20 protein-coding genes are annotated in these 22,557 nt (G+C 61.5%); 17 read left to right on the forward strand and 3 right to left on the reverse strand.

The genetic code is table 11. The features are described 5' to 3' along the window. The first annotated feature begins 31 nt into the window (after window positions 1-31). Entirely contained in the window at window positions 32-592 is a 561-nt protein-coding gene (locus J3O30_RS09780; RefSeq protein ID WP_246762742.1) for a hypothetical protein, read from the forward strand. A gap of 19 nt (window positions 593-611) precedes the next feature. Then, window positions 612-1,415 (forward strand): exopolysaccharide production regulator ExoR, encoded by an 804-nt coding sequence (gene exoR, locus J3O30_RS09785; RefSeq protein ID WP_207583960.1) that lies wholly within the window; start codon window positions 612-614, stop codon window positions 1,413-1,415. Window positions 1,416-1,432: 17 nt separating this feature from the next. Here exoR and xth read toward each other — a convergent pair whose 3' ends face one another. Next, window positions 1,433-2,224: an exodeoxyribonuclease III gene (xth, locus tag J3O30_RS09790; protein ID WP_207583961.1), complete on the reverse strand. Its 792-nt coding sequence runs from the start codon at window positions 2,222-2,224 to the stop codon at window positions 1,433-1,435. 231 nt (window positions 2,225-2,455) lie between these two features. Next, window positions 2,456-2,788: an iron-sulfur cluster insertion protein ErpA gene (gene erpA, locus J3O30_RS09795; protein WP_164009248.1), complete on the reverse strand. Its 333-nt coding sequence runs from the start codon at window positions 2,786-2,788 to the stop codon at window positions 2,456-2,458. A gap of 222 nt (window positions 2,789-3,010) precedes the next feature. Here erpA and J3O30_RS09800 point away from each other — a divergent pair, with 222 nt between their 5' ends. From J3O30_RS09800 to J3O30_RS09860, 13 genes are all read left to right on the forward strand, one after another. Further along, window positions 3,011-4,228, forward strand: a complete 1,218-nt coding sequence (locus J3O30_RS09800) for a deoxyguanosinetriphosphate triphosphohydrolase (RefSeq protein ID WP_207583962.1) — start codon at window positions 3,011-3,013, stop codon at window positions 4,226-4,228. Between the two features lie 64 nt (window positions 4,229-4,292). Next, window positions 4,293-6,050, forward strand: coding sequence for an arginine--tRNA ligase (gene argS, locus J3O30_RS09805; protein WP_207583963.1), 1,758 nt, complete (start codon window positions 4,293-4,295; stop codon window positions 6,048-6,050). A gap of 61 nt (window positions 6,051-6,111) precedes the next feature. After that, entirely contained in the window at window positions 6,112-9,348 is a 3,237-nt protein-coding gene (locus tag J3O30_RS09810; protein WP_207583964.1) for an SPOR domain-containing protein, read from the forward strand. Window positions 9,349-9,462: 114 nt separating this feature from the next. Next, window positions 9,463-10,476: a beta-N-acetylhexosaminidase gene (gene nagZ / locus J3O30_RS09815; protein WP_207583965.1), complete on the forward strand. Its 1,014-nt coding sequence runs from the start codon at window positions 9,463-9,465 to the stop codon at window positions 10,474-10,476. An 18-nt stretch (window positions 10,477-10,494) separates the two neighbouring features. Further along, entirely contained in the window at window positions 10,495-11,352 is an 858-nt protein-coding gene (locus tag J3O30_RS09820) for a ScpA family protein (protein ID WP_207583966.1), read from the forward strand. Further along, window positions 11,349-12,065 (forward strand): SMC-Scp complex subunit ScpB, encoded by a 717-nt coding sequence (gene scpB / locus J3O30_RS09825; RefSeq protein ID WP_207583967.1) that lies wholly within the window; start codon window positions 11,349-11,351, stop codon window positions 12,063-12,065. The genes J3O30_RS09820 and scpB overlap by 4 nt, the downstream gene beginning before the upstream one ends. A gap of 183 nt (window positions 12,066-12,248) precedes the next feature. Beyond that, window positions 12,249-12,440, forward strand: a complete 192-nt coding sequence (locus J3O30_RS09830) for a twin-arginine translocase TatA/TatE family subunit (protein WP_064709192.1) — start codon at window positions 12,249-12,251, stop codon at window positions 12,438-12,440. A 51-nt stretch (window positions 12,441-12,491) separates the two neighbouring features. Beyond that, a complete protein-coding gene (tatB, locus tag J3O30_RS09835; RefSeq protein ID WP_207583968.1) occupies window positions 12,492-13,100 on the forward strand; it encodes a Sec-independent protein translocase protein TatB in 609 nt (202 codons plus the stop codon). Next, entirely contained in the window at window positions 13,097-13,924 is an 828-nt protein-coding gene (tatC, locus tag J3O30_RS09840; RefSeq protein ID WP_207583969.1) for a twin-arginine translocase subunit TatC, read from the forward strand. The genes tatB and tatC overlap by 4 nt, the downstream gene beginning before the upstream one ends. 100 nt (window positions 13,925-14,024) lie before the next feature. Further along, on the forward strand, window positions 14,025-15,308 hold the full coding sequence (gene serS / locus J3O30_RS09845; RefSeq protein WP_207583970.1) for a serine--tRNA ligase: 1,284 nt from the start codon (window positions 14,025-14,027) through the stop codon (window positions 15,306-15,308). A gap of 5 nt (window positions 15,309-15,313) precedes the next feature. Then, window positions 15,314-16,087: a 5'/3'-nucleotidase SurE gene (gene surE, locus J3O30_RS09850; protein WP_207583971.1), complete on the forward strand. Its 774-nt coding sequence runs from the start codon at window positions 15,314-15,316 to the stop codon at window positions 16,085-16,087. Continuing rightward, a complete protein-coding gene (locus tag J3O30_RS09855; RefSeq protein WP_007628476.1) occupies window positions 16,084-16,737 on the forward strand; it encodes a protein-L-isoaspartate(D-aspartate) O-methyltransferase in 654 nt (217 codons plus the stop codon). The genes surE and J3O30_RS09855 overlap by 4 nt, the downstream gene beginning before the upstream one ends. A gap of 139 nt (window positions 16,738-16,876) precedes the next feature. Next, window positions 16,877-18,469, forward strand: coding sequence for a peptidoglycan DD-metalloendopeptidase family protein (locus J3O30_RS09860; protein ID WP_207583972.1), 1,593 nt, complete (start codon window positions 16,877-16,879; stop codon window positions 18,467-18,469). 73 nt (window positions 18,470-18,542) lie between these two features. Here J3O30_RS09860 and J3O30_RS09865 read toward each other — a convergent pair whose 3' ends face one another. After that, window positions 18,543-19,415, reverse strand: a complete 873-nt coding sequence (locus tag J3O30_RS09865; RefSeq protein ID WP_207583973.1) for an ATP-binding protein — start codon at window positions 19,413-19,415, stop codon at window positions 18,543-18,545. A gap of 204 nt (window positions 19,416-19,619) precedes the next feature. Here J3O30_RS09865 and yajC point away from each other — a divergent pair, with 204 nt between their 5' ends. Next, window positions 19,620-19,967: a preprotein translocase subunit YajC gene (gene yajC / locus J3O30_RS09870; protein WP_007628493.1), complete on the forward strand. Its 348-nt coding sequence runs from the start codon at window positions 19,620-19,622 to the stop codon at window positions 19,965-19,967. A 45-nt stretch (window positions 19,968-20,012) separates the two neighbouring features. Continuing rightward, window positions 20,013-22,553 (forward strand): protein translocase subunit SecDF, encoded by a 2,541-nt coding sequence (secDF, locus tag J3O30_RS09875; RefSeq protein ID WP_207583974.1) that lies wholly within the window; start codon window positions 20,013-20,015, stop codon window positions 22,551-22,553. The last annotated feature ends 4 nt before the right edge of the window (window positions 22,554-22,557 follow it).

The following is a 22,557-nucleotide window of genomic DNA, read 5'->3' on the forward strand; positions in this document are numbered from 1 at the left end:
TTTACGACGATTGCCGTAAGGTGGCAGCGGGGTGAAATTGTCCATTTCCCGCCACAAAGAGGGCGCAGCGCTATTTGCGGGCAAGGTGATGGGCAGGCTTACGGTGCGTGTAAATAGTAGCATGGGTCGATTTTTTTCCGGCAACAACAGATCGCGCGATACGATTGGCAACAATCGTTTGATTGCGGCCGTTTCGCTTTCTGCACAAGGCTGTTGCGACCGCCAATCCGGTCTCACGGCGGCGCCGTCGAGCCGTTCTTTGTTGTCGTTTTCGGCCCGCTCGGATGAGCGGCACGGCTTTCCTGGAGATGTCGATACCGGTTTCGTCACATTTGTTGTTTACGATTATGGTGAAGGCGGGAAGGCGGATGCCGCAACTGTCGAAAGCCTGCCACGGAGATTGCTGTCGGGCCATGCCGTGAGCCGGGTGGTTCTGAATGATGCGCTGAAAATTCGGCCTTCGAGAGAGGGCCAGTGGGCTGGATGCGACGCGGGCAAAGGAGCCATGGAGCTCGCCGCGGGATCGCTCGCCTCGAAGAAATACATCCGCGGAATGCACAGCGCGAGCGCCGCTGCTTCCTGCCTGCGATGAGCGAAAGAAATCGGTTGAAATGGTGACGTCCGAGTTCAGACTGTTCAAATTCATGCTGATGGGCATGTCGATGGCCGTAGCGCTGGCGCTGTCCGGCCCGGTCCGCGCATTTGACATCAAGGCGGGCGTCAGCAAGGAATCCGGACCCTTCGACCTCTTCAAGTTCGGCTTCAAGGCCTATAAGAACGGACAGAAGGAAGAGGCGGTCGAAGCCTATAAATACGCTGCTGAAAAGGGGCACACCGGCTCACGCTGGGCGCTCGCCAATATGTATGCCGATGGCGACGGTGTCACGCAGGATGATTTCGAAGCCTTCAAGATTTACAGCGAAATCGCCCAGCAGGGCGTCGAACCGGGCTCGGAAGATACCGGCTTCTTTGTCAACGCGCTGCTGTCGCTCGCCAATTATTACAAACACGGCATATCAGGCAGTCCGGTCCGGATCGACCTCAGCCAGGCGCGCCAGCTTTATTTTCAGGTGGCCTCCACCTTTGGCGTCCCCGAGGCGCAGTTCCAGCTGGCGCAGATGATGCTGGCCGGCGAGGGCGGCAATTCCAGCCCGCAGCAGGCGAAGAAATGGCTGAACCAGGCCCGCAAGAGCGGTCACCCAGGCGCCATGGCGGTCTTCGGCAATATTCTTTTCGACGAGGGCCAGACGGCCCGCGGCCTGGCGCTGATGACGGCCGCGCTCGACCGCTGCAAGCCCAAGGATTGCAGCTGGATGGAAGCGCTGCAGGAACAGGCCTTCTCCGTTGCCAATGAGGCCGACCGCCGCACGGCGGTATCCCTATCGCACAGCATCGCAACTAGCTCCGACGACTAGTATCAAGGCGAAAAGCCTCAGGCCGTGAAATCGAAATAAGCGATGACCGGTACGTGGTCGGACGGCTTTTCCCAGGCCCGCACGTGTTTTTCGATTGCAGCCGACGTCATCCGGTCGGCGGCCTCAGGCGACAGCAGCAGATGATCGATGCGGATGCCGTTGTTCTTCGGCCATGCGCCGGCTTGATAATCCCAGAAGGAATAGAGCTGCGTCGCATCCGTCGTCACGCGCACGGCATCCGTCAGCCCGAGATTTTCGAGCCGGCGGAACGCCTCCCGCGTCTGCGGCAGAAACAGCGCATCGCTTTCCCAGACCTTGGGATCGAAGCAGTCGTGCGGTTCCGGGATGACATTGTAATCGCCGGCAAGGACCAGCATCTCCTCATAGGCCAGCCGCTCGGCTGCAAACGTCCGCAGGCGCTCCATCCAGGCGAGCTTGTAGGGATATTTTTCCGTGTCGACAGGATTGCCGTTCGGCAGGTAGAGGCAGCAGACGCGCAGGATACGTGTGTCGGGCAGGGTGAACACCGCTTCGATGAAGCGGGATTGTTCGTCCAGCGGATCGCCGGGCAGGCCGCGGTTCACTTCGGAAGGTGAACTCTTCGAGAGAATGGCCACACCGTTGAAGCCCTTCTGACCGTGCGTCTCGACGTGATAACCGAGCGCCTCGATCTCGAGCCTTGGAAAACCTTCGTCGACCGTTTTGATCTCCTGCAGGCAAACGATATCCGGATCGGAATCCTTGAGCCATTGCGTAAGATTGTCGATGCGCGCCTTGACGCCATTGATGTTCCAGGTCGCGATCTTCATGGCTCTGTCCCGTTGCGCATAATGCATGTCGCCCAGAAATGTGCAGCGGTTCTGGATAACGGCATGCATAAAAACAAAAGAACTAAAGCGCGCCGCATGAATCAGCTTCGAGGCGGTGCGCTTTAGTGCGCTTCTTTTATCGTGGTCTTTCGTCGTCGGACAAGACGGTAAACCGGCCGAAAGCATTATCTTCGGCCGGTTCGATGGGGAGAACGCAGTGCGTTCGGATCTTCAGATCGAGAAGCTGGTGCCACAACCGCAGCTTGCCACTGCGTTCGGGTTCTTGATCTGGAAGGATTGACCGAGCAGATTGTCGACGAAGTCGATCTCGGAACCCGCCATGTAGACGAGCGAAAGGCTGTCGATCAGCACCTTGGCATTGTTCTTTTCGACGACGACGTCGTCGTCATCAGCGCTGTCGGCAAGGTCGAACTTGTAGGAAAAGCCCGAGCAGCCGCCGCCTTCGACGGAGACGCGCAGCGCGCTCTTGCCGGCCTCGGCGCCGACGATCGCAGCGATACGCTTTGCTGCGGCATCTGAAAGGGTTACACTCGTATCCGTCATGTTTCCTCCTGCCGGGGTCAAGATCCGGAGAGAATGGGTTTTGGCACTCGAATATTCAAATGCCTGATATCAAACAAACTTATCATGATCTTCGTAAAAAGGCCATGATGCGCCGAGGTGGTTGAGAAAGCACCTCTTTGCCGTTTCTTCGGGCTATAGGTATGAAGAGCGCAAAGCGGCGTCAATGGGCAGATGCGGCAACATGCAGGATGACGGTGAACAATGACGATCGATAGGCGTGCTTTGGGTTTCGGCAGCGGTGAAAGGGCGGTCTATGCGGCCGACCCCTGGACGACGCGCGGACGGCTTTATCAGGAGGATGAAAGCCCGACGCGCTCCGACTTCCAGCGCGACCGTGACCGCATCGTCCATACCACCGCCTTCCGACGGCTGAAGCACAAGACCCAGGTCTTCATCGCTCAGGACGGCGATCATTACCGTACCCGGCTCACGCACACGATCGAGGTGGCGCAGATTGCCCGCGCGCTCGCCCGCGCCCTGAAGCTCGACGAGGATCTGGCCGAGGGCGTGGCGCTCGTGCACGATTTCGGCCACACGCCGTTCGGTCATACCGGCGAGGACGCGCTGCACGAGGTGCTGCTGCCCTATGGCGGCTTCGACCACAATGCACAATCGCTGCGCATCGTGACCAAGCTGGAGCGGCGTTATGCCGAATTCGACGGCATCAACCTGACATGGGAAAGCCTCGAAGGTCTGGTCAAGCACAATGGTCCGCTGCTGACGCCCGAAGGTGTCGGCACGCGCGGTCCCGTTCCACAGCCGATCCTCGATTATTGCGAGCTGCACGATCTCGAGCTTGCAACCTATGCCAGCCTCGAGGCCCAAGTCGCGGCGATCGCCGACGACATCGCCTATAACACCCACGATATCGACGACGGCCTGCGCTCCGGCTACCTGACTTTCGATATGCTGGAGGAAATCCCGTTTCTCGCCGGGCTGATGGCCGAGGTCAGGGCGCGATACCCGCATCTGGAGCCGAGCCGCTTCACCCATGAGATCATGCGCCGGCAGATCACCCGCATGGTCGAAGACGTGATCGGCGTCGCGCAGGCACGCCTTTCCCTGCTGCGCCCCGAGAGCGCAGCCGACATTCGCGGTGCCGACCGGGTTATCGCCACGTTTTCCGATCACATGGCCGAGACCGACAGGCTGATCAAGGCGATGCTCTTCAAACGTATCTACCGCAATCCCGATATCATGCGCATCCGTGCGGGTGCGGCGCAGATCGTCACCGATCTCTTTGCCGCCTACATGGCCAATCCCAAGGAGATGCAGAGCCACTACTGGGTCGATCATATCGCCGGCCTGTCGGATGCGCCGAAGGCCCGCCATGTCGGCGATTATCTCGCCGGCATGACCGACACCTATGCGATCAGCGCCCACAGGCGATTGTTTGACCAGACTCCGGATTTGCGATAGGCAGCGGTCGCCCCGCCGAAGGCCGATTTAAGCCTTTGGCACAGCCTATGCATGGAAGAGTGTGATGAACCTTTTTACCGACTTCGAAGCCAGGATCAAAACCGCCCTTGAACAGATCGATCTGGTCAGGGAAAAGCGATCCGAGCTCGATTTCGGCCGCATCGCCGTCGAGCCGCCACGTGACGCGAGCCATGGCGATGTCGCGACCAATGCCGCCATGGTGCTGGCAAAACCGCTCGGAACCAACCCGCGCGCGCTGGCCGACATCATCATCGCCAAGCTCAGGGAGGATGCCGACATCGCCGAGGTTTCGGTCGCCGGCCCGGGTTTCATCAACATCCGTCTGGCCGTCGGCTACTGGCAGCGGCTGCTCGCTGCGATGATCGGCGCCAGCATCGATTACGGCCGCTCGACGCTTGGTGAGGGCCGGAAGGTCAACGTCGAATATGTCTCGGCCAATCCGACCGGCCCGATGCATGTCGGCCATTGCCGCGGTGCCGTCGTCGGTGATGCGCTCGCCAACCTGCTCGCCTTTGCTGGTTACGACGTCGAGAAGGAATACTATATCAACGATGCCGGCTCGCAGATCGACGTGCTCGCCCGTTCGGTTTTCCTGCGCTATCGCGAAGCGCTCGGCGAAAAGATCGGCGAAATTCCCTCGGGTCTCTATCCAGGCGACTATCTCGTGCCCGTCGGCCAGTCGCTTGCCGCCGATTACGGCGTACGGCTGCACAACATGCCGGAAGACCAATGGATGCCGATCGTCAAGGATCGCACCATCGATGCGATGATGGTGATGATCCGCGAAGACCTGGCGGCGCTGAACGTCCATCATGACGTCTTCTTCTCCGAGCGCACGCTGCATGCCCATGGTGCAGCCGCGATCCGCACGGCGATTAACGACCTGACCTTCAAGGGCTATGTCTACAAAGGCACGCTGCCGCCACCGAAGGGACAACTGCCTGAGGATTGGGAGGATCGCGAACAGACGCTGTTCCGCTCGACCGAAGTCGGTGACGATATCGACCGGCCACTGATCAAGTCGGATGGCTCCTACACCTATTTCGCCGCCGACGTCGCCTACTTCAAGAACAAGTTCGACCGCGGTTTCGACGAGATGATCTATGTGCTTGGCGCCGACCATGGCGGCTACGTCAAGCGCCTGGAAGCGGTTGCACGTGGCGTTTCGGACGGTGAGGCGAAACTGACGGTGCTGCTCTGCCAGCTCGTCAAGCTCTATCGCAACGGCGAGCCGGTGAAGATGTCGAAGCGCTCGGGCGATTTCGTTACGCTTCGGGAAGTGGTCGAGGAGGTCGGTCGTGATTCGGTGCGTTTCATGATGCTTTATCGCAAGAATTCCGAGCCGCTCGACTTCGATTTCGCCAAAGTGACGGAACAGTCGAAAGATAATCCGGTTTTTTACGTGCAATATGCGCATGCCCGCTGCATGTCGGTCTTCCGGCAGGCGAGGGAGGCTTTTGGCGACCTCGATGTTTCGGCCGCCGAACTGGCGCAAACCGTTGCAGGCATTGGCGATCCGGCCGAATTGCAGCTCGTCGCCAAGCTCGCCGAATTCCCGCGGATCGTCGAGGCTGCAGCCCAGTCACAGGAGCCGCATCGGGTCGCTTTTTACCTCTACGACCTCGCTAGTTCTTTCCATGCGCACTGGAACAAAGGTAAAGATCAGCCGGAATTACGATTTGTTAATGATAAAAACCGAGAATCAACTATTGCCAGACTTGGGCTGGTGTACGCCGTCGCGTCGGTTTTGAAGTCGGGACTTGCCATTACAGGCACTGCCGCACCGGACGAAATGCGATAACGTCACCATTTCCCCACAATGCGCTGGCAATTCAGAGTTGGCGTTTGCGAGTGGGATAGGCATGGCTGATAAACAACTTGCGTATGATACGCGCGGAAAAGATGACCTGTTTGCCGACGATGATCCGTTGGCCGAACTTGCCCGTATCGTCGGCTTCGAACCCCGTGTTGCAGCAAACACGATAACCGAGCCCGCGCGGCAGGAGCCCGCCCTCGATCTCGAGGACGAGCTTGGCCGCGAGTTCGACCGTTACGATTCGCCACGTCCGCTCGCAGAGCTCGACCGGCCAGCCGAGCCGATCTCCGACGACGTCATCCCCGAAGATTACATTGAGCCCGTTCTCGATGTTTCTCCGGCTGCCGAGAGGCCGGAGGTTGCAGAGCCGGTTTCCGTCGCCTCCGTTGAGGCTGAGGAAGCAACTGTGCCTGCAGCAAGCAACTGGGATGCGCCCGCCGCCGACCCGGCGGCTTGGCCGCAGCAGCTTTCCGTCGAGCCCGCTTTCGAGACGCCGGTGCAATCGGCTATCGGCGGTGCCCGCGACCTGATCGAGGAGCTTGAGCTGTCGATCGGTGCTGCTCCGGTCTCTTCGCTGCCGCAGCCCGCCAAGGCGCCGCAGTGGTCGGCCGCCAGCATCAGGTTGCCGCTTGCCAATTTCCACGCCGCGAAACGCGAGGAATCGGTTGTTCCGCCGAAGCCCGAACCTGTGGTCGAAGCAGCCGCAGCGCCGGTGGCTGAAGCGCATTCCGCCGATCTGCCCGCTGCAGAGCCGCAGCCCGTAATCGAGCAGTCCGCCCCCGCCGTCGAGCAGTTGGCCCCCATCGTCGCTGCCGAGCCGTCCGAGGAATTCGAATCCGCGTCTCCGTCGCTCGGCTTCCCCGCCGAGCTCGATCGCCACGACGAGGTGATCGCGTCGGAAGAGGTTGCCGAGGTCGAGGACTTCGTCGAAATCGAAGACGATCTGGAAGATTTCGGGTCCGACGCCGGTTTCGATCTCATTGCCGCCGCCGTCGAAGGCGAGATCCAGGCCGATGCCGCGCTGACCGAGGTCGTGCCCGACGTTCCGCACACTGCCGGCACTTTCGATCTTGACGATCTGCTCGCCGACGTCTCGCGTTATCCGGTACCGCAACGCCCCAATCCGGCGACGGTTTCGCCGCAGGCCGAATCGATCGAGGCAGCTCCCGTTGCCGCTGCATTTGTCCAGCCGCAAGTGATCGCGCCGGCACCGGTCGTCGCGGCTGCCGCTCGGCCTGCTCCGGTCTATGCTGCTGAAGCCGTAACGGTCGCGCCGCAGCTTGCCGAGGTCGCTGCACCTCAGCCTGCCGCGACGGCATATTCGCGGGCACAGCAACCTGTACCGGAAGCCGACGATCCCTTCGCCGGCCATGATTTCGAGCTGGATCTTGCCGGCATCGAGCTGGAACTCGCCGATCTCGATTTCTCCGAACCGCCAGAGCTGGCTCCGGCTGAGCCCGTGCCGCAGCTGGAGCCGGCAGTCCGTGCTCCCGAGCAGGCCGCTGCCATCTCGCCTAGGGCAGCGGCCGTTTTTGCGCCTGAGCCACAAATTCCTGCTTTCCAGCAGGCGGCTTCCGCCCCTGCACGGCCCGCTCCGGCTGTCGTTGCTGAGTCCCACGTTCGGGCTCAGGCTCAGGTTCCAACTCCGGCTCCGGCCTTCAACTGGACGCCTGTCGCTGACTCGACCGAAGACTTGCCGTTTGATCCGGCGATGATCTCCGATCCGGAGGATCGTCCTGAGGCTGTCGAGGACATGCACGTGCCGGCGCTACCGCCGGTCGAGCAGCCAGCTCCGGTCGCGAAAACTCAGGATTTCGATTTCGATCTCGACGCGGAGATCGCGAGCTTCTTCGAACCGGCCAAGCCGCGGGAAAACCCGGCGCCGGCCACGGATACGGCTGCCGCAGCGGCAAAGGTGGTCAAGCCCACCATCGCCGATGGCCTCGATGATTTCGAACGGGCGCTGGAGGAGGATTTCCGCCGCAGCGTGCGCGAGCCGGTCGAGCGCCGCGAAACCTCCGAAGTTCGGATTGAGTCGGCAAGCCAGGCGGCTGATTTCAGCCGGGCCCGGTCGATGCGCCGGCTGCTTGCCGGAGCCGTCGTGCTCGTGGTCTTCGCCGGCGTCGGTTACGGTGTCTATTCCTCCGTCTGGAACGGCGAGGGGCTCGGCATCGTCGCATCGGGCGAGCCGCGCGTGATCGCTGCGGACAAGGAGCCGGTCAAGGTCGTTCCGGAAAATCCCGGCGGCAAGACCGTGCCGAACCAGGACAAGGCGGTCTACGACCGTGTTGCCGGTTCTGCCGAGGAGCCGAAGCAGAAGGCGTTGGTTTCTTCCGACGAGGCGCCGGTCGATGTCGTCCAGCGCACGCTGACACCGGAAGCGCTGCCTGAGGACGACGAGAACGCCAACCCGAGTGATCAGGTCACACCGACCGCAGTCGGTGAGACGGAGGATCCTCGGCTGCTGCCGAACCAGGACAATGCCGAAAACGCGCCCGCTAGCGATGCCGACAAGGCGCCGTCCGTTTCGCCGCGCAAGGTCCGCACGATGATCGTCAAGCCCGATGGCACGCTGGTCGCCCGCGAGGAACCAGCAGCCGTCGACCAGCCGGCTGCCCCGGTGACATCGTCTGCTCAGCCGATGCCGGCGTTGACGGCCCCGTCGGCGCAATCGGCTTCGCCGGTGCCGCCGGTAGGCGGAACGGCCGCAAGCTTCCCGTCAAGCGCCGAGGTTGCTTCCGCCGATGCTCGTTCTGCAGCACCTGCCGAAACGACGCCGGCACAGCCGCCGCTGACAGGTGGCGCCGACACGCAGGCTGCAAATCCCGCCCCGGTCCAACCGCCGGTGCGCCCGGTCAAGACCGGGGCGGCGACCGATACCGCTCCGGTTCCGATCGCCCGTCCGGCCGAGCAGCCCGTCAACGTTGTCGGCACCGTGACCGAGAAGGGCAATGTCCGACCGCCGGCACAGCAGCCGAAGACGACTGAGGTCGCGGCCGCAGCACCGGTCGCCGCTCAGCCGCAGCAGGCCGCGTCCGCCGGCGGCTACGGCATCCAGATCGCCTCATTGCCGTCGCAAGACGAGGCGACCAAATCCTATGCCAACCTGTCGAAGAAATTCGCCGGTGTGCTTGGTGGCCGCGCACATGAGATCCGCAAGGCCGATATCGCCGGCAAGGGCACTTTCTACCGTGTCCGTATTCCTGCCGGTTCCAAGGACGAGGCCGCAGCGCTCTGCGAACAGTATCGCGCAGCGGGCGGCAGCTGCCTGATCTCCAAGTAGTCTCGGGTTTGAATGGAATAACAAGAGCGGCGGGCCGGATCGGTCCGCCGCTCTTTTTTGTGCATCGCTTTCGACCTTGCTCGCATTTGGCCGGGCGCCGTCTATGATTCTCAAATGACCGAATCAAAAGCGATGATCCTTGGCTGCAGTGGCCTTTCCCTCACATCCGAAGAGAAAGCCTTCTATCGGGGCGAACGGCCCTGGGGCTTCATCCTCTTCGGGCGCAACATCTCGGAGGCAGGTCAGATTACCGATCTTGTCGCCGAACTGCGCGACAGCGTCGGCTGGCATGCACCGGTGCTGATCGACCAGGAGGGCGGCCGTGTCCAGCGCATCCGGCCACCCATTCTCAAGCGTTATCCCTCAGGCCGGGAACTCGGCGATCTCTATCGCCGCGACCCAGGGCTCGGCCTGCGCGCCGCGTGGGCGATGTCGCGGCTGCACGCCTTCGACCTTTCGAGCCTCGGCATCGATGTCGATTGTCTGCCGGTGCTCGATGTGCCGGTCGAGGGCAGCAGCAATGTCATCGGCGACCGCGCCTATGGCGGCGATCTCGAGACCGTCATCGCGATGGGCCGGGCGGCTGCCGAGGGGCTGAAGGCCGGCGGCCTGTTGCCGGTGATGAAGCATGTTCCCGGCCACGGCCGCGGCTTTGCGGACTCACATCTGGAACTTCCTGTCGTCACCGTCTCGCGCGATGAGTTGGAAGCCCATGACTTCCCACCCTTCGTCGCGATGAAAGACGAGTTGATGGCGATGACCTGCCACGTCGTCTTCACCGCCATCGATCCCGATAATCCGGCGACAACGTCGCGCAAAGTGACCGACGGTATCATCCGCGAGCATATCGGCTTTACCGGTCTGCTGCTCTCCGACGACAGCTCGATGAATGCTCTTTCCGGCACGATCGGTCAACGCGCGGCGAATATCATTGCAGGCGGATGCGATATCGTGCTGCATTGCAACGGCCATATGGACGAGATGCGCGAGGTCGTGGCAAATGTTCCGCAGATCGCCGGTCAATCGCTTGTCCGCGCAAAAGCGGTGGAGGCGGGCTTCACGGCAGCAGATGCCGCCGACGAAGCGGAATTGAGGGCAGAATTCGAGGCGATGTTTGCGACGGTCTGATTGTAGAGGAGCAGGGTGGTGAACACGGTCAAGGGCACGGGGCGTCAGCAGGCGGCAACGCCGATGGACAAGCTGTGGCAGGAAAATGGTGCCGAGCGCGCCAGCCACGAGCCGGCGTTGGTGATCGATGTCGCCGGCTTTGAAGGCCCGCTCGACCTGTTGCTCTATCTTGCCCGCAACCAGAAGGTTGATCTGTCGCGCATTTCGGTGCTGGCGCTTGCCGAGCAATATCTGCAGTTCGTCGAAAGCGCCCGGCGCATCCGCATCGAGCTTGCCGCCGACTATCTCGTCATGGCAGCCTGGCTCGCCTTTCTGAAGTCGAGGCTGCTCATTCCCCAGCAGGCCAAGGATGACGGTCCTTCCGGCGAGGAACTGGCGGCAACGCTCGCCTTCCGGCTGAAACGCCTCGAAGCCATGCGCCAGGCTGCGGAAGGCCTCGTCAACCGCAACCGTCTCGGCCGCGACATCTTCATGCGCGGCGCGCCCGAGCATATTCCCGACCGGCAGCAATCCGCTTATGCGGCCAGCCTCTACGATCTGTTGACCGCCTATGCGGCGCTGCGCCAGCGCAATGCGGTCACCCATGTGACGATCGAGAGACGCAGCGTCTGGTCGCTGACAGATGCCCGCGAATTGCTGACCCAGATGATCGGCGAGGTCGGCGACTGGACAGCGATGGAGCATTATCTGCTGCGCTATCTCGCAGCGCCCGAGGAACGCGTCACGGCGATCGCTAGCGCTTTTGCCGCCTCGCTAGAGCTGGTGCGCGAGGGCAAGTTGGAAATCCGCCAGGACGGCGCCTTTCAGCCGTTATACATGCGCCGCGGTCCCAAACACGCCACGCTGCAGGTGGTGGAGCAGGAGCAGCCGGCTTGATCGATCCGAAGAGTGATGAGGATTTCGAGGACGATTTCGAAGGCAGGGGCCGCGACTTGCAGGCGGAGATCGAGGCAGAGCGCATCGCCGAGGCGCTGGTCTTCGCTTCCTCGCAGCCGGTTTCCGAGAGCTTCCTGGCTGAGCGTCTGGCTGAGAATGCTGACGTGCGCGCAATCATGCTGCGTCTGAAAGCGCAATATGCGCCGCGCGGCGTCAACCTCGTGCAGATCGAGGGCGCCTGGGCCTTCCGCACCGCGGCCGATCTGTCCTTTGTCATCCGCCGCGATGAAAACGAGGTGAAGAAGCTGTCGCGCGCCGCACTGGAAGTGCTGGCGATCATTGCCTATCACCAGCCGGTGACCCGGGCCGAAATCGAGGATATCCGCGGCGTTCAGACCTCGCGCGGCACGCTCGACGTGCTGATGGAAGCCGGCTGGGTGCGGTTTCGCGGCCGCCGGCGCACGCCGGGCCGGCCAGTGACACTGGGCACGACACGCGATTTCCTCGACCATTTCGGTCTCGAGGAACTGCGTGACCTGCCCGGTCTCGAAGAATTGAAGGGAGCGGGCTTGCTGTCAGGCCGGATTCCGGCGAATTTCAATATTCCCTCGCCGTTGATGAACGACGAACTGACCGAGGACGAGGACCCGATAACCCAGATGGACCTCGAGGAACTGGGGTTGCTGGCGCCGCGCGGCGCCTCCGAAGATTGAGGGGCTTGCGTCTTGCTTTTGCCATGCATGGCGAAAACAATGGGGGCCGCCACTTTTCGACGGGTCAATGGCTTGTCACAAAGGGCGATACCGTGACATTAAGCGCAGTTCAAAAGGCGTGATGTTGGAAACGGTGTTTGAAATCCTTACATCGTGGGAACAACGAAACAGGGAGTTAGGGTAATGGGTTCTTTTAGCATGTGGCACTGGTTGATCGTTCTGGTCATAGTGCTGTTGTTGTTCGGTCGCGGCAAGATCCCGGAACTGATGGGCGACGTTGCCAAGGGCATCAAGAGCTTCAAGAAGGGCATGACGGACGAGGACGCGCCGGAAACGGCAAAGACCGTCGATCACAAGGCCGACGAAACGAAATAACCAAGTCCGGGAAAAGGCGCTGCCCCCGCGCTTCCCGTCCAGGAGCCTTGCATGTTCGATATTGGCTGGACCGAGCTTTTGGTCATCGCGGTGGTCCTGATCGTGGTCGTCGGTCCCAAGGATTTGCCGCCGATGCTGCGCGCTTTCGGCAAGATGACGCAGCGCGCCCGCAAGGTGGCGGGTGACTTCCGCGCGCAATTCGATGAAGCGTTGCGCGAGGCAGAGCTTGACGATGTCCGCCAGACGCTCAGCGACGCTCAGAAGCTCAACCCGGTGAATAGCCTGCGCGAGGCGATGAATCCGCTTCGCCAGATGGGCAACGAGATCAAGGCCGACCTGCAGAAGGCGACCGTGGCCCCGGAAAACAAGACCGAGGTGCCGCCTGCTGCGGTCTCAGCCCCGACGCCGTCGATGAGCCTGCCGGAAACGCCGCCGTTGGTGCCGGCGCCTGCGCAGCCTGAACCCGTCGCAGCAGCGATCGTCCAGGCCGAAACGGTTGCCGCCAAGCCGAAGGCCGTACGCAAGCCACGCGCCAAGGCCGCAGATAAGGCCGCCTTTGCCATTGCCGCGCCTGTGGAAAAGCCGAAGCGCACGACGGCAGTCAGGAAGCCTGCAACGCCGAAGACGCCGGTACAGATGAAGAAAAAGGACGAGGCATGAGCGGTGAGTCCGAAGATAAGCCGCAGCCGTTGATCGAGCACCTGATGGAGTTGCGCACGCGGCTGATCTGGTCGATCGGCGCGTTTTTTATCGCCTTCATCGCCTGCTTCTTTTTTGCCAAGCATCTCTTCAACTACTTAGTCATTCCCTACAAGACAGCCGTAATATGGGCGCATCTCGACGTCGAGAAGGCCCAGCTGATCTACACCGCGCCACAGGAATTCTTCTTCACGCAGGTCAAAGTGGCGATGTTCGGCGGACTGGTGGTCGCTTTCCCGATCATTGCCGCCCAGGTCTACAAGTTCGTAGCGCCCGGCCTCTACAAGAACGAACGTCAGGCCTTCCTGCCGTTCCTGATCGCCTCGCCGGTCCTGTTCCTGATGGGCGGCGCGCTCGTCTATTTCTTCTTCACGCCGATGGTCATGTGGTTCTTCCTGTCTATGCAGCAGGCGCCGGGTCATGACGAGGTGGCGATCTCGCTGATGCCGAAGGTCTCGGAATATCTGAGCCTGATCATGACGCTTGTCTTCTCCTTTGGCCTCGTCTTCCAGCTTCCCGTCGTCACCACGCTGCTCGCCCGCGTCGGACTTCTGACGTCGCAATGGCTCGCCGAAAAGCGCAAGTTCGCCATCGTGCTTGCCTTCATCGTCGCCGCCGTGTTGACGCCACCGGATCCGATGTCCCAGATCGGCCTTGCGATACCGACGATCCTTCTCTACGAGATTTCCATCCATGCGGCGCGACTCGTAGAGCGCCAGCGTGCCCGGCAGGCGGTCGAAAAGGACACCGAATCCGCGGACGTTGCCAAGACGGACAGCGTCTGAGCGGCAATCCGGAAATCCTTTCATGAACGCCGTCTCATCCGGTCGAAGCCCGCTCAGGCTTTGGCCGGGTCACTTCTGTTGCAAACGATCTGGAACGACGATGCTCGATATCAAATGGATCCGTGAGAATCCCGAAGCGCTCAATGCCGCTCTTGCCAAGCGCGGCGCGGAGCCTCTGGCCCAAAGCCTCGTCGCCCTCGATGAAAAGCGCCGCTCTGCCGTGCAGAAAGCGCAGGACTTGCTGTCTCGCCGCAATCTCGCCTCCAAGGAGATCGGCGCGGCGCTGTCCCAGAAGAATGGCGAGCTTGCCGAGAAGCTGAAGGCCGAGGTCGCCGAATTGAAGACCCTGCTGCCGGCGATCGAGGAGGAGGACCGGCTACTGACGGCCGAACTCGCCGACGCGCTCTCTCGCATCCCCAACATACCTTTCGACGATGTTCCGGTCGGCAAGGACGAGCACGACAATGTCGTCACCCGCGTCGTCGGCGAAAAGCCGCGCTGGAACCATACGCCGAAGGAGCACTTCGAAATCGGCGAGGGGCTCGGCTATATGGATTTCGAGCGCGCCGCCAAGCTCTCCGGCTCGCGCTTCACGGTTCTGACCGGGTCGCTCGCCAGGCTCGAGCGTGCGCTCGGCCAGTTCATGATCGATCTCCACACCCGTGAGCACGGTTATACCGAAGTCAGCTCGCCGCTAATGGTGCGCGCTGAAGCCCTGTTCGGCACCGGCAACCTGCCGAAGTTCGAAGAGGATCTCTTCAAGACGACGGACGGTCGTTATCTCATTCCGACAGCCGAAGTGACGCTGACCAATCTGGTGCGCGAGGAAATCCTCGATCAGGAAAAGCTGCCGCTCCGCTTCACCGCCTTGACGCCGTCCTTCCGTTCGGAAGCGGGCTCGGCCGGCCGCGATACGCGCGGCATGCTGCGTCAGCACCAGTTCTGGAAATGCGAACTCGTCTCGATCACCGACGCCGAAAACGCCATCGCCGAGCATGAGCGCATGACGGCCTGCGCCGAAGAAGTTCTGAAGCGCCTAGGTCTGCATTTCCGCACGATGACGCTTTGCACCGGCGACATGGGCTTCGGCTCGCGCAAGACCTACGATCTCGAAGTTTGGCTGCCGGGACAGAACGCCTTCCGCGAAATCTCCTCCTGCTCTGTCTGTGGCGATTTTCAGGCCCGCCGGATGAACGCGCGCTACCGCGACAAGGACGACAAGAGCAACAGGTTCGTCCACACGCTGAACGGCTCCGGCACCGCTGTCGGCCGCTGCCTGATCGCCGTTCTCGAAAATTATTTGAACGAAGATGGGTCCGTCACGATTCCGGACGTTTTGCTTCCCTATATGGGCGGATTGACCAAAATCGAACGGGCGGCCTGAAGGCGATGCGCATCCTGCTGACGAATGACGACGGAATTCACGCGGAAGGCTTGGCCGCGCTGGAGCGGATCGCCCGCACGCTGTCCGACGACGTCTGGATCGTGGCGCCCGAGACTGATCAGAGCGGCCTTGCCCATTCGTTGAGCCTGTCGGAACCTTTGCGGCTACGCAAGATTTCCGACAAGCATTTCGCCTTGCGCGGCACGCCGACCGATTGCGTCATCATGGGCATCCGGCAGGTGATGGACATCAAGCCCGATCTCGTTCTCTCCGGCGTCAATTCGGGCTCGAACGTCGCAGACGACGTAACCTATTCCGGCACTATCGCCGGCGCCATCGAAGGCACGATGCAGGGTGTGCGTTCCTTCGCGCTGAGCCAGGCCTACCTCTATGAGGACGGCGCGCGCATCGTTCCTTGGGAGGTCTGCGAGACACATGCGCCGGCCCTTCTGGAAAAGCTGATGGTTCTGGACCTGCCGCAGGGCACGTTTCTCAATCTCAACTTCCCGAACTGCGGTCCCGACGAGGTCGATGGCGCCGAGGTGACCATGCAGGGCAAGCTCGCCTTCAACCTGCAGGTCGACGCCCGCTCCGATGGCCGGGGCTTTCCCTATTACTGGCTGAAGTTCGGCGAACGCGCCGGCGCCTTCATCGAAGGCACGGATATTCATGCCCTGAAGCATAACAAGATTTCGGTAACGCCTTTGAAACTGGATCTGACCGATTATTCCGTGACGGACCGCGTGGCGCGGGCCTTGGGATACGGAGCACAGGTTTGACGGCAAGACTGGCCGAGAAAGAGGGCTTTGCGGCGCTCGTCCTTAGATTGCGTGCCGAAGGCATCTCCGACCTCGATCTGCTGACGGCGGTCGAGCAGACGCAGCGCTCGCTCTTCGTGCCGCCGCAATTTTCCGATGATGCCTATTCGAGCCGGACGATACCGATCGAATGCGGCTCCTTCCTTGAAGGCATCGATTTTGTCGTCCGCATCCTGCATCACCTCAAAGTCAAACCAGGACAGCGCGTCCTCGAAATCGGCACCGGCAGCGGCTTTACCGCCGCCGTCATCGGCAGAATGGCTGAGCGTGTTCTGTCCATCGACCGCTACAAGACGCTGACATCGGCGGCACAGCGGCGCATGGAATCGCTTGGCCTGCGCAACGTTATCATCCGCCACGCCGACGGTAGTGCCGGCATGCAGGGAGAGGGCACCTTCGACCGCATCCTGGTGACGGCGGCCTTCAATGCGATGCCGCGCTTTTATACTGACCAGCTTGTTTCCGGCGGCTCGATGATCGCGCCGTTGATGATCTCCGAAACCGAATGCCGCATGGTGCGGTTGACGAAAACCGGCAGCCGGTTCGAACGCGAAGAACTGTTCGAAGCCCCGTATCTGCCGATCGTTCCGCGCCTTGCCTCGCTGCTGTAAGCTCTACGATTTTTCACCCGTAAGCTATGGTTATCAACTTCTCAAAAATACCGCACTGATTCCAGCATCTTAACCGCGTGGTAATACTAACGCGTTTTAATAGACTCACAAATGGTTGCGTTCTCAGTGGGTCGAGTCAATGCGTTTCAGTCTTTCGCCGAAGTTCGGGAAGTCGGCCGGTAATCTTCTGGTTGTGGGTCTGTTGGCGAGTGCCGCAACAGGCTGCAGTTCTGATGTGACACGGTTTGGCGGCTTGTTTTCCTCCTCAGGGCAGGACCAGATCACCACCAGTTCCATTCCGCGCAGGGGTGGTGCTCAGGGCGATCCGGTGCCGCGCGCCGATCTCGGCGGCTCCGCCGTTGCCAGCCAGTCGGGCTACGGCGGCGGCAATGGTGCGCTGAGCCAGCCTTATCCGTCGAGCCCCAGTTATGATCCGGTCCGCACGTCGAGCGCCCGCATGGCTTCCGCACCGGTCTCGGTGCAGCGTTCCGAGCTTGCTGCGCCGACGGCTGTTGCGCCTTCCCGCCAGCGGGAAAAGGAAGTCGCGCTCGCCCAGCCTTTCCCTTCAGCGCCCCAGGCCGAAAAAAACCGATTGGTGGCCCCGGCTGCGCCGAAGCTGACGCCCGATACTCTGACGACGGGCACGACGCCGAAGGTTTCAGGCTGGTCCGGGACCAATGCCCCTTCCGTAACGCTACGTCCGGGCGAAAGTGTTGCCACGCTGTCCAGGCGCTTCGGTGTTCCGGAAAAGGAAATCCTGCGGGTCAACAACCTGAAGACGGCTTCCGCCGCTGCGCCCGGCCAGGCGATCCTGATCCCGACCTTCAATGGCGGCAATGCCGCCAAGGCGGCGTCGCAGGCGGCCGATCTTTCCAGGCCCGGCAAGATGCCGGAACCGGTGAAGGCTCCTGAGCAGAACGTCGCCGTCATTCCCGGCGCCAATTCCGCCCGCGACAAGACCATGGCGAGCGCCGATTCTACCGGCAAGCTTCCGGCCGGCGCCGGCAAGGATCCGAAAGCGCCTGCCGGCAGCTACGTCGTCAAGCAAGGCGATTCGCTGGCAAAGATCGCCAAGGCGACCGGTAGCAATATCGACGATCTGAAGGCCGCCAACAAACTTTCGGCCAACTCGCTCCGGATCGGCCAGGCCCTGAAGATCCCGAACGGCACTGCCGACAATATCAAGACGGCGTCGATCCAGCCCGAGAAGGTCGATCCGAAGCCGGCTCAGACAGCGCCGGCCCAGCAGACGGCCTCCGTTCAGCCAGCGCCCTACAAGGCGCCGGCCGCCACCCAGACGGTCGACGATGTCGAAAAGAAATCTGACGTCAGCTCCGCCGCACCGGAATCGACCGGCATCGGCAAGTACCGTTGGCCGGTCCGCGGTCAGGTCATTGCTTCATACGGCGCTAACGTCAACGGCAACCGCAATGACGGCATCGACATCTCGGTTCCGCAGGGAACGCCGATCAAGGCCGCCGAAAATGGCGTCGTCATTTATGCCGGCAACGGCCTGAAGGAACTCGGCAACACGGTTCTCGTCCGTCACGACGACGGCACCGTCACCGTCTACGGTAATGCCGATACTTTGAGCGTCGCTCGCGGCCAGAAGATCCAGCGTGGCCAAACCGTCGCCGTCTCCGGCATGAGCGGCGACGTCAAGCAGCCGCAGGTCCATTTCGAGGTGCGCAAGGACGCATCCCCGGTCAACCCGATGACTTTCCTGGAATAGGTATAGCGTACCAGGAAACGAGAAAAGCCCGGCAACAGCCGGGCTTTTGTCATTCAATGCATATCATTCTAAATTAGACCCGGTCGATGTGAACGCGCATGCGTCCGGCCAAGTCCTGAATATACTGCCAGGCGACACGGCCGGAGCGCGCCCCGCGCGTCGTTGCCCATTCCAGCGCTTCGGCATGCATCTTGCCGCGTTCGAGCCCGAGCTTGAAGTGATCGGCATAGCCGTCGATCATGCCGAGATAGTCTTCCTGGCTGCATTTGTGGAAGCCGAGCCAGAGGCCGAAGCGGTCGGACAGCGAAACCTTCTCTTCCACCGTCTCCGACGGATTGATCGCCGTCGACTGCTCGTTTTCCATCATGTGGCGCGGCAGGAGATGGCGCCGGTTCGATGTGGCATAGAAGAGTACATTGTCCGGCCGCCCCTCGACGCCGCCGTCGAGTGCTGCCTTCAGCGATTTGTAGGCGGTGTCGTCATGATCGAAGGACAGATCGTCGCAGAAGACGATCACGCGGTACGACGTGTCCTTCAAGAGGTCGAGCAGATTGGGAAGGCTGGAGATATCCTCGCGATGGACTTCGACCAGTTTCAGCGAGACACCACTTTCGCGGCTGACATCCTCGTGCACGGCTTTGACCAGCGAGGATTTTCCCATGCCGCGTGCGCCCCACAGCAGCACATTGTTGGCGGCATAACCCTCGGCGAAACGCACCGTATTCTCATGCAGAATGTCGCGCACATGATCGACGCCGCGGATGAGCTTCAACGCCACCCGGTTCGGCTTCTTCACAGGCTGCAGATGCTGGCGCAGAGGCGCCCAGACGAAACAGTCGGCAGCATCCCAGTCGTTGAGGGCAGGCGCCGGCCCGGCAAGACGCTGGAGGGCATCGGCGAGCCGTTTCAGTTCGGCAAGCAGGGCATTGTTGATTTCCTCGGTCATCGCAGGCCTCCTGTTTTTCGCTGCGGCAATCCGCTTTGATCTTTCGCTGCGGGGTAGCATGGCGTTTTGACGCCGGAAAGGTTATGAGGCAGCGGAATCGGTACTGTTTCCGGCTGTTTCTGTTGCATTCACCGAAGCCGTAACTATAGTCCGGCAACCTGAAAAAAGAGGCGGTGTTCCGCCGTGAAGCCTGAGGAGTTTAGCATGTTCATCACCCCGGCATTCGCCCAGAGTGCGACCGACACCGCAACCGGTTTCGGTGGCTCCGGTTTCGAAATGATCATCCTGTTCGTGCCGCTGATGGTCGTCTGGTACTTCCTGCTGATCAGGCCGCAGCGCGCGCAGGCAAAAAAGCGTGACGAGACCCTGAAGGCGATCCGTCGCGGCGACCAGGTCGTCACCGGTGGCGGTCTTGTCGGCAAGGTTACCAAGGTCGTCGACGACAAGGAAGTCGAAGTCGAGATTGCCGACGGCGTTCGCGTACGCATCGTCCGCAGCGGCATCTCTGAAGTGCGGGTCAAGGGTGAACCCGTCAAGGCCGACGCAGCGTAACGAGCGATAACGGCAGGACCGCCGGATCGGAAGATCGTCGAGAGAATGTTGCATTTTTCCCGCTGGAAAACACTTCTGATTTGGCTGGCCGCGTTTGCGGCCATCGTCATCGCTGCGCCCAATCTGCTGAGCGAGGAGCAGCGTTCCGCTCTGCCGGGCTGGTTGCGTCACGACCGCGTGACGCTCGGTCTCGATCTGCAGGGCGGCTCGCATATCGTTCTGAAGGTCGAGCGTTCCGATGTCGTCAAGGACCGCCTGGAAGAGGCGGTCGCCAATGTGCGCAATGCGCTGCGTGGCGCCGGCATCCGCTATACCGGGCTGACCGGCAATGACCAGACCGTTACTGTCCGCATCACCGATCCGGCCGAGACGCAGAAGGCGGTTGATCTCCTGACACCTTTGACGGCGACTGCCGGCAGTTTAGGGCCGGAGGTGGCGCTGCGGCGGGGCGAGGAGGGACAGCTCTCGCTGCAGATTTCCGACGCCGGCATCACAGCTGACGTCGCTTCCGCCCGGACTCGATCGCTCGATATCGTTGCCCGCCGTATCGCTGGATTCGGCCATGCGAATTTCCTTGTTCACCCCGATGGCGCCGACCGGATCGTCGTGCAGGTGCTGGGATCGGTCGATGCGGAACGGCTGAAAAACCTGCTCAACCAGCCGGCCAAGCTTTCCTTTCATCTGATCGATGCAAGCATGTCGGGGCAGGAGGCGCTGAACGGCCGTTGGCCCGCGACATCGCAAGTGCTCTATTCGCTTGATGATCCGCCGATCCCATATCTCGTCGACCGCACGGCTTTCGTCTCCGGCAGCAATATGGTCGATATCGAGCCTGTCGTCGATCCACAGACGCAGGATACCTCGATTACTTACCGCCTCGATGCCGAAGGCACGCAGCGGCTGGCGGAGGTGACGGGGCAGAATATCGGCAAGCACCTTGCCATCGTCTTCGACGACCAGGTGATGTCGTCACCGGTTATCGATGCGGCGATCACTGGCGGCGAGGGCGCGATTTCGGCGAACTTCTCCGAGGATGGCGTCCGCGATCTTGCGATCATGCTGCGCGCCGGCGCCCTGCCGGCGACGCTGACGAGCGTCGAGGAACGCAGCGTCAGCCCAAGATTTGGCGCTGATTCGATCTTCAGTGGCCTTGTTGCCGGCCTCGTCGCCGTCGTGCTGGTCGCAGCACTGATGATCGCGCTCTACCGCATTCTCGGCGTCATCGCCGTCGTCTCGCTGTTTTTCAACCTGATTCTCATCGTTGCGGTGCTGAGCCTTGCCGGCGCGACGCTCACCTTGCCCGGGATTGCCGGCATCGTGCTCATCGTCGGCATGGCGGTCGACTCGAACGTTCTGATCTACGAGCGCATCCGTGAAGAGAAGAAAACCACCCATTCCTTCGCAGAGGCCGTCGGCCGCGGTTTCACGCGCGCATTCGCAACGATCGTCGACGCAAATGTCACGATCTTTATCGCCGCGATCATCCTTTTTTACCTCGGCAGCGAATCCATCCGCGGTTTCGCGGTGACGCTGGCGGTCGGCATCCTGACGACAGTCTTCACGGCCTTCACGCTGACGCGCTCGATCGTCGCCGGCTGGCTGAAAGGCCGCCATCCCCGGCATCTGCCGAAGAGCGTTCTGACCGATCTCTTCGAACACGCCAATATCCGTTTCATGGGAATCCGCCGTTATGTCTTTACGGCGTCAGCGGTCATCTCGCTGATTGCCATGGCCGCCTTTGCTACCGCCGGCCTGCGTCTCGGCATCGATTTCACCGGTGGCTCGCTCATCGAGGCGACGGCGAAGCAGGGCAATGCCGACCTCGCCGATCTTCAATCACGCCTCAACGATCTCAATCTAGGCGAGGTGCGTGTGGAGCGCACGGGCGGGCCGTCGAATGCGCGGATCAGCATCGCGTCCCAAGGCGGCGGCGAAAATGCCGAACAATCCGCGGCGACGCTGGTGCGCGGCGAGCTCCAGGAGGATTATGACTTTCGCCGCGTCGAGGTCGTCGGCCCCGCCATCTCCGGCGAATTGACGATGATGGCGACGCTCGGCGTGCTTGCAGCGCTTGCGGCGATCCTCATCTACATCTGGATCCGCTTCGAATGGCAGTTTGCGGTCGGCGCCATAGTCGCAACGCTGCACGATGTCATCATCATGCTCGGTCTCTTCGTCCTTACCGGCATAGAATTCAACCTGACGAGCATTGCCGCGGTGCTGACCATCGTCGGTTACTCCCTGAACGACACGGTCGTGGTCTATGACCGAATGCGCGAGAATCTGAAGCGATACAGGAAGATGCCGCTGCCGATCCTGATCGATGCTTCGATCAATCAGACGCTGTCGCGCACCATTCTGACCGCCGCGACGACGCTGCTCGCCTTGCTCGCGCTCTATCTTTTCGGGGGCGATGTCATCCGCTCCTTCACCTTTATGATGCTCTTCGGCGTCGCTCTCGGCACCTTCTCTTCAATCTATATCGCCGCTCCCGTGTTGATCGTCTTTCGGCTACGCCCGGAGGCTCCCGACGGGGAAGAGAGCAACAAGACGGATGTTGGTGTAAAATCCGGCACGGTGGTTTGAAAAC

It is taken from the genome of Rhizobium sp. NZLR1, from assembly GCF_017357385.1.
Taxonomy (GTDB): Bacteria; Pseudomonadota; Alphaproteobacteria; order Rhizobiales; family Rhizobiaceae; genus Rhizobium.

What these genes read in the sequence shown, in the direction of transcription:
- secDF (WP_207583974.1), top strand. Translation starts at nt 20,013, where the DNA reads ATGTTGCATTTTTCCCGCTGGAAAACACTTCTGATTTGGCTGGCCGCG.
- J3O30_RS09830 (WP_064709192.1), top strand. Translation starts at nt 12,249, where the DNA reads ATGGGTTCTTTTAGCATGTGGCACTGGTTGATCGTTCTGGTCATAGTG.
- serS (WP_207583970.1), top strand. Translation starts at nt 14,025, where the DNA reads ATGCTCGATATCAAATGGATCCGTGAGAATCCCGAAGCGCTCAATGCC.
- xth (WP_207583961.1), bottom strand. Translation starts at nt 2,224, where the DNA reads ATGAAGATCGCGACCTGGAACATCAATGGCGTCAAGGCGCGCATCGAC.
- nagZ (WP_207583965.1), top strand. Translation starts at nt 9,463, where the DNA reads ATGACCGAATCAAAAGCGATGATCCTTGGCTGCAGTGGCCTTTCCCTC.
- J3O30_RS09800 (WP_207583962.1), top strand. Translation starts at nt 3,011, where the DNA reads ATGACGATCGATAGGCGTGCTTTGGGTTTCGGCAGCGGTGAAAGGGCG.
- J3O30_RS09860 (WP_207583972.1), top strand. Translation starts at nt 16,877, where the DNA reads ATGCGTTTCAGTCTTTCGCCGAAGTTCGGGAAGTCGGCCGGTAATCTT.
- tatB (WP_207583968.1), top strand. Translation starts at nt 12,492, where the DNA reads ATGTTCGATATTGGCTGGACCGAGCTTTTGGTCATCGCGGTGGTCCTG.
- yajC (WP_007628493.1), top strand. Translation starts at nt 19,620, where the DNA reads ATGTTCATCACCCCGGCATTCGCCCAGAGTGCGACCGACACCGCAACC.
- J3O30_RS09865 (WP_207583973.1), bottom strand. Translation starts at nt 19,415, where the DNA reads ATGACCGAGGAAATCAACAATGCCCTGCTTGCCGAACTGAAACGGCTC.
- tatC (WP_207583969.1), top strand. Translation starts at nt 13,097, where the DNA reads ATGAGCGGTGAGTCCGAAGATAAGCCGCAGCCGTTGATCGAGCACCTG.
- exoR (WP_207583960.1), top strand. Translation starts at nt 612, where the DNA reads ATGGTGACGTCCGAGTTCAGACTGTTCAAATTCATGCTGATGGGCATG.
- surE (WP_207583971.1), top strand. Translation starts at nt 15,314, where the DNA reads ATGCGCATCCTGCTGACGAATGACGACGGAATTCACGCGGAAGGCTTG.
- J3O30_RS09810 (WP_207583964.1), top strand. Translation starts at nt 6,112, where the DNA reads ATGGCTGATAAACAACTTGCGTATGATACGCGCGGAAAAGATGACCTG.
- argS (WP_207583963.1), top strand. Translation starts at nt 4,293, where the DNA reads ATGAACCTTTTTACCGACTTCGAAGCCAGGATCAAAACCGCCCTTGAA.
- erpA (WP_164009248.1), bottom strand. Translation starts at nt 2,788, where the DNA reads ATGACGGATACGAGTGTAACCCTTTCAGATGCCGCAGCAAAGCGTATC.